The organism is Prevotella conceptionensis 9403948 (assembly GCF_000312305.1).
GTDB classification, from domain to species: Bacteria; Bacteroidota; Bacteroidia; order Bacteroidales; family Bacteroidaceae; genus Prevotella; species Prevotella conceptionensis.
This window is the reverse complement of sequence record NZ_HE999448.1, coordinates 55532-62359: the sequence shown is the minus strand read 5'-3', so window position 1 is coordinate 62359 and position 6828 is coordinate 55532. Positions and strand designations below refer to the sequence as shown.

Sequence of the window (6828 nt, the reverse complement as noted above, 5' to 3'; positions counted from 1 at the left end):
AGTTACTATTATTTTTCAGTTCTCTAAAAGTTGATAAAACTGTACCCATTAATAATGTGGGTCGAGATTTCTTAACATTAGGTAAAATGCATATAGGCGGGATATTTTTCTACCAATTAGCTCTTTTTCGATATTTTTGCCTGTTATGTATAATAAATCTATGCTATTGGGGTTAATCGCTTAGTTTATTGTTAAGTCCATCATACACTTCGGAGAACTTTGGATATTTCTTATAATATAAACTTAAATATTCTTTGGAATCTAAAAAAATATTATCACTAGCCAATCTTTGCTCCATCTCGTCTATTGTAAGATCGGTTACCTTATAATATCTACGTTCTTTTGCTTGTAATATTTTTTTTCAAAACAATCTCGGGTAACATCACAAAACTCTTCCTTATTATTTTGTACAACATGAATCCAAAAGTGCGTATAAGCAAAACCATTTGTCAAAACAACAATACCCTCGGAAATATTTACTTTTACTGTTGGATATTGTTCTTTAAGCATAATTGCAAATAATAATGAATTTGCATGACATAGGTTTAAACCGTAATGTAATTCAAGACTTCCGACTCTTTGTATGCTATTATCATTTTCTATGCAAGTAATATAATTTTCAGAGAGCTGCTCTATTAAAACTTCATTTAATATTATATTAGAATCCAAAGCTAGCTTTTTTTTCTTTCTTTTATAGTTGGGATTCATTAAACGCTGTAGAAAAGTGTGATAATCTTGGAACTCTGTATTGGATGGCTCAAGGTATAGAGCATACATTATTTTTCCAGCCAAATGTTTCAAGTAATTCTTTTTATTACATTTAATAAAGTTTATATGATTTTCTAAACCTCGGGTAATTACATAATACATTTCTTGCCTCAATTCCTGACGTTTTTTCTTTGGTAAACGCATTCTTTCATTAACAACTATCCCTGTAACAATTTGGGCGTCGGATTTGTACATTACCTTACTCTTCGCTGGGTTTAAGGAAAGTTTCTTATTCCTTAATTCATGCTTAATGAATTCAGTTAAAGTTTTAATATTAATATCACTTTTGGAAGAAAAAGTAATATCATCAGCGTATCGTGTGTAGATTATTCCTTTCTCACGACAATATCTCATTATATTATCATCGAAAGAAAACATATAGAGATTAGAAAGATATGGACTTGTAGGAGCTCCTTGAGGTAGCTCATTATTTAAGCAACATAGTTTAGCTAATAAGAATGAATTTTTCTTGGAATAACCAATATTAATAAAGATCTTACTAATAGCCTCTAAATCAATAGAAGGAAAAAAGTTGTGTACATCAAACGAGATTACTAGTTTTTGTCGAGTATGGTATTTTGCATTCTCCTTTAACTTTCTTTGTGGTACATAAGCCTTTGCACAGGGATGAGTTTCCTGTTTTTCTAGTATATGATGGAGTATCCATAACTGAATGTCTTTTAATAAAGGTAGAGGTTCATTAATAGTTCTTTTTCCACCATTTAATTTAGGAATATGAAAGTTCCAATAATATTTATTAGTGTATGTTATGGCTCTTCTTATATAATCCTCCTTTACACCAACTAAAAGAGAAAGATGTTTTATATCATATATAACAGGGACTTGTTGATTATAAAGTTTCTCTGCATAAGAAAGACATAAGTTTATATAATCAGAATCCCTCCCATTATTCTGTGCTTTTTCTGTAAAAAGCCGTTTATATTCTTTAAAGTCCATTATTTAAAATCTTTTTAGGAGGCTAGCATTGCTAGCCTCCTGACATCTTTGTCTTCTGACATCAGGCTCTAATGTTGTGGAAGCGGGCTCTGACCGCTGAAACAACATTAGAAGCCTGAATCGCTTGAAACCTTATACCTATACAGCAGTATGACTCATACAACCGCTTGCCCCCTAGGACAAATTGATATGTTATTTTAAACTTTTTGTATTATTCGGCAAATATATATAATTTTCTTGGATTGGAGAAATTATTTCATCAATTTTTGGAGAAATCCATCCGTTATGCTTACGTTGTAGAATCATTTTCAATTTATCATGTTCAGCTTTACCTTTCTCCGTAATTCGAAGTTCCTGCTCATCATATTCTGCACATCCATCTTCTAGTAAAGATTTCAATGCAGAAGCGATTTTTGCGTAATCATGTTTTTTCAAAAGAGGAGATATATCTCCATTATGCTCAATGACCTCCAGTAAATATTCTTGGTCTATAGTATCTAATATCATCATTGTATATTCCTTCTAAAAATTGGCTCTAATTCTCCATTTTGTCCATCCTTCCCTTTATACCAATAGAAAGGAAATGTATTATTTGGGGATTTTTCCATAATTGAAACTAGAGATTCACTCGACTTATATCCAAAAGAGAAATCTCGGTTGAGATTTTGTAATACCTTATTCTCTATAGATTTCATCAAATCTACGTTACTTTTAGTGTTTAGTTCTGGGCTCCCCGTTATACCTTTTTGTTTCGAAAAATAACAATAAGAGTTTACTTTTTTTATATGAGAATTAATATAATCTATTCCCTCCTTCATAGCTATTATAACAACAATACTAAGTTGACTTGCATTAACATTAACACCTTCGCATTGAAAATAAGATAAGTATTCGTTAATATTTGTAACTGCTGTCTCCCCTGAGCCAATAAAATCATCTATAAAAGCTATTTTGCAAGTATTCTTGAAATTCTGTTTTATAGCTTGTGGCGTATCACAAAAATAGAAATGTAAGTTCTTGGCATATTCTGACTTTATAAAGGTGTTTTTTAAGGTTGTATAGCAAAAGTCTGAACTTTTGATTTTTTGTGTTAAATTCCTTCCTGCGCTGTCTTTCGTAAACCTACTTACAAATGGGGATTTTAATGGTGCTATTATAAATTTGTCACACTGATTGTTGTTACTAAGAAAATTTCCAAATGTTTTCTTTAAATATTGGGGTACTTCTAAATAATCTATATAACAAAATTGGTCTGTCAACTTTATTATTAGTTCTTTCTCCTCTTTTTCCAGTAAAGACATTCTACGAGCCAAATATCCAACTCGTTCTTGATCTCTTTGCGCCCATTTAGTATTCTCGTATCTTTTATTGAGATTTAATAGGGCTGAAGGAGTTATTATTTTCTTCATTATATAATTGCTGCTACAAAGATTCTTATTATACAAAATGAATTATCTAACCTCATTCCTAATATTTATTCGGATGAGAAGGCCATTAATTGCGCATAGGGATTATCATATCATCTTTGGTGTAGGCTATTTTCATTCTCATTAAGAGATAGTTGCTAACTCTTTATGATAATATATTGGGACTATATTACGTTTTTCTTATAGCCCTTTCTGTTTTTTACTGCAAAGTTAAAAAAAATAGCATAGTTAAAACATTCGGAACAAAAAATAGTTGTTACAATGAGAAATTATTTTTTTCTGTATTGACATCTATAACTTTAATTCTGGCAAACTATTGATTGCTTCCGACTTCAATTTATCCACAGCACGAGTATATTTCTCGGTGTGCTTCAATCCGCTATGTCCCAACAAACTTGCAACGGTCTTGATGTTGGCACCATTATTCAGGATGTTCACGGCAAAGCTGTGGCGAGCGCAATGCCAGCTGATGTGTTTATTGATGCCTGCACGTTTTACCCACCGTTTTACCGATTTGCAACAACTCTCATATGTTGGCAAATTGAAAATGGAGGTGTCTAAGTTTTCGGGAGCTTCTCCTATCAATGAAAGTAAACCATCATTCAAAGGGATAACGACACCACTATTGGCAGAATGCCCTTTGGTCTTATTCTGCTCAAACTTCAACAGATGGTTGGTGTAGTCGATGTTCTTATAGGTTAGATCTTTCACATCGCAGAAACGCAAACCGCAATATAGGCATAGAATAAAGGCTCGTCGCACATTTGGGTTCTCGTTGTCGTAATGACATTGTATCAAAGATTGGATTTCATCCATAGACAGCACGTCCTTGCGCAAGATCTGTTCGTCGACTTTGCATACCACACCTTTACATGGGTCTTTCAACATTACTTCATGGTCAATGGCGTAGCGCACCACTTTCTTGAAACGCTGATAGATACTCTTTGCACCTTCACCAACACTTCGTGATTGCAGATATTCAACAAAGTGCTCCATCATATCTTTAGTTATTAGTTCGGGCTTAATACTAAATTCATAAACAGGATATTGTTCTTTCAAAAAGTCTTTAAAACGATTCAAGGCTATCTTAATCATTCGCAGGTCTTTCTTGGTATAGCTATCAATATAAGCCTGATAATAGTCTAAGAAGTTGATATTTCTATCTTTCTTCAAACGATAGCCAAGCATACTCTCCTTAAACTGTTGTTCATGCTCCGCACGGATTTTGGCAGCCAATGCAAGTGTTTCCTTATTCTGTTGTCGCTCCACAGGAGTACGAGGCTTGGCTATCAAGTACAACTGCAAGTTCTCTTTTCGCCTGTTATGCTTAATATGCATTTGGGGTTTACCAGCCATCTTTCCTGTTCCGTATAAAACAGGATTACCGTCATCATCCAATACAGGCGTTTCTTCTCTACCGAGATAATACTCCAGATAAAGACTTATTCGACCATCAGAAAGCACATTTTGCTCCAATTTCGGGTTTTCCTTTGCTTTATTTTCTAATTTTGCCATAATTGATAGTTATGTACCTAAATGTGTATCAAACCGAGTAAAATCATTAACTCATTTATTTTCAGATGTTTTCTTATTTTGCAAAGATACTAAAAAGTTCCGAATATCAAGGTGTACTAAAAGTGTACTATCTAACAAAAAACAGGCAAAAATGGGTAAAGTCGACAAATATAAGAAAATTATAAGTTGTTGATTATCAATTTAATATATTCTTTTGGCTTCTCTTATTTTCACGGCATTGTACCGGGTCTGGGTACTAAGTAAAAAGCTAAGTAGTTTATTTCTAAACTCTTAGCTTTTTCTTATTTTATAATTGTTCCCAAATTGTTCCCAATCAACATTATGGTTTTTCCACTATTGCTTTCATTTTGTCAAACCAACTTTTAATTTCCCCCTCAGTATCTCGTGTCATTAATAATTGGTATGTCATATTGTCAAATGCTTTTTCAAGATAGATCTTGGCTGTTTTTGCTTTCATTGGATTATCCAACTTTTTCTTTTTAGCATAAATTTCACCAAACCTTTCTGGTACCTTGTCCTCATCTGTATCTACATCTACATCATAAGCTGCTTTAATTGCATCACTATGAAGATAATTTTCTATTTCATGTTTTTTTGTGAGGACTCCCCATGAATCGTCATTTTGCGTATTGACTTTATCTATAGTATTTTGATATGCAGCCACATCATTGTCATAGATATGCACACATGGGCAATGCAAATTTTCCAAATAGTGAGCATCTACCCAATATTTAAGAATACTACCGCCAGATGGTATCAGCAATATACGACTATCGGACGATAAATCAATAACTTTAGGATATTTTTCTCGTAAACAACGAGAGAAACATTTTAAAGCTATAACATCCGTAGGACCTTCTACATGAATAACCAATTTTATATTTTGTTCAGGATTAGGAAATATACCTAAGGTCTTAACGACATTGGAGATAACAACTTCCGTTCCCCCTTGAACAACAGAATTATTGTGTTCGTCCTTATTTATAAATCTTATGCTATTAGTTGGTAATTCTTGAGCTAAACCTGGACTATGTGTTGTAAGGATAATCTGACAATGGGGAGTATCTGATAATTCTAAGAAGGAGTTGATTAAAATCTTTTGGTTATTAGGGTGTTGAGCAGTTTCAGGCTCCTCTATCGCATAAATAATATCCTTTTTATTGCTTTTCTTTGCTTTCCGTTCTGCCTCTGCCTTAAAAAAACCTACCAAAATCATTCGTCTTACACCACTACCGCGCTTATTAAGTGATATTCCTGCATCTGTATCCATCGCTATTGAAAATAGGCTGTTCCACTTAGATACAGAAGGTGTTGCAAATGTAGGTGTTAACTCATTTGCCAATGATGGGTCAATAGATTGTAAAGCTTCATGGGTTTGATTTGCAATTGCTGTTGCCTTTTCACGCACCTTTTCTTGAATTTCTTGTATCACCTTCTGAACTTCACCAATAGCCTCCAGTATAGCTACTTTCATTGGATTTTGAACCTCTCCGTCAGAATCACTACTGGAACGGTCACTTTGGAAAAGTGCATAAGTTGGCAAATGTGATTCTATCTTAGACCAAATATCCTTTACATCTTCTTTAGATTTTGTCAAAGAGATTTCAACCTCAGATATATTAAGATCATCAGCAGATTCCCATAAAGCTTTACGCATTATAGGATTACCTTTTCTAGAACAATCTAATTGGCGCTCTTTAACCATCTTCTGCAGCTCCCTTTCTTTCAAAGAAAGAAGATTCTCAAATCCGTCTGCTGTTGGATGATTAGCTACAATGCATATATCTTCAGAAGGTTTGGATTTACTACAATCATAAGTCTTTTTAATACGCATCGTATCCTCATCTATTAGCAGGTATTCCTCTTTCAATGACGTGTTCTCACCAGAATCTAAAACCAGCTCATTTGGTAATTCCGTAAAATCGCATGCTATTGTAACTATTTTAGAATCCGAAAACACATTGGCATCGGAGCTATCAATTTTAACTATATCACTGTTGAAAAAAATCTCTAATGCCTCTAATATCGTTGATTTCCCCACATCATTTTTACCGATAAAAGTAGTTATGTTCTCAAAGTCTATACTAATCAAGTCCTTATAACTCCGAAAATTCTCAAGATATAATCTTTTTAATTTCAT

The 6828-nt window shown here is 33.3% G+C and carries 5 protein-coding genes; all 5 read right to left on the bottom strand.

The window, feature by feature from the left end:
- Positions 1-318: 318 nt before the first annotated feature.
- Positions 319-1725, bottom strand: coding sequence for a retron St85 family RNA-directed DNA polymerase (locus BN93_RS09685; RefSeq protein WP_019188132.1), 1407 nt, complete (start codon positions 1723-1725; stop codon positions 319-321).
- 192 nt (positions 1726-1917) lie between these two features.
- Positions 1918-2235 carry a hypothetical protein gene (locus tag BN93_RS09680; protein WP_019188131.1) on the bottom strand — a complete coding sequence of 106 codons (318 nt, stop codon included), beginning with the start codon at positions 2233-2235 and terminating at the stop codon, positions 1918-1920.
- Entirely contained in the window at positions 2232-3134 is a 903-nt protein-coding gene (locus BN93_RS09675; protein WP_019188130.1) for a phosphoribosyltransferase-like protein, read from the bottom strand. Before BN93_RS09675 ends, BN93_RS09680 begins: the two co-directional genes overlap by 4 nt.
- A gap of 309 nt (positions 3135-3443) precedes the next feature.
- Entirely contained in the window at positions 3444-4667 is a 1224-nt protein-coding gene (locus tag BN93_RS09670; protein ID WP_019188129.1) for a site-specific integrase, read from the bottom strand.
- Positions 4668-5007: 340 nt separating this feature from the next.
- Positions 5008-6828, bottom strand: a complete 1821-nt coding sequence (locus BN93_RS09665) for an ATP-binding protein (RefSeq protein ID WP_019188128.1) — start codon at positions 6826-6828, stop codon at positions 5008-5010.

Excerpts from the sequence above, each read along its gene's own strand:
- BN93_RS09685 (WP_019188132.1), bottom strand. The coding sequence starts at position 1,725 with ATGGACTTTAAAGAATATAAACGGCTTTTTACAGAAAAAGCACAGAAT.
- BN93_RS09680 (WP_019188131.1), bottom strand. The coding sequence starts at position 2,235 with ATGATGATATTAGATACTATAGACCAAGAATATTTACTGGAGGTCATT.
- BN93_RS09675 (WP_019188130.1), bottom strand. The coding sequence starts at position 3,134 with ATGAAGAAAATAATAACTCCTTCAGCCCTATTAAATCTCAATAAAAGA.
- BN93_RS09670 (WP_019188129.1), bottom strand. The coding sequence starts at position 4,667 with ATGGCAAAATTAGAAAATAAAGCAAAGGAAAACCCGAAATTGGAGCAA.
- BN93_RS09665 (WP_019188128.1), bottom strand. The coding sequence starts at position 6,828 with ATGAAATTAAAAAGATTATATCTTGAGAATTTTCGGAGTTATAAGGAC.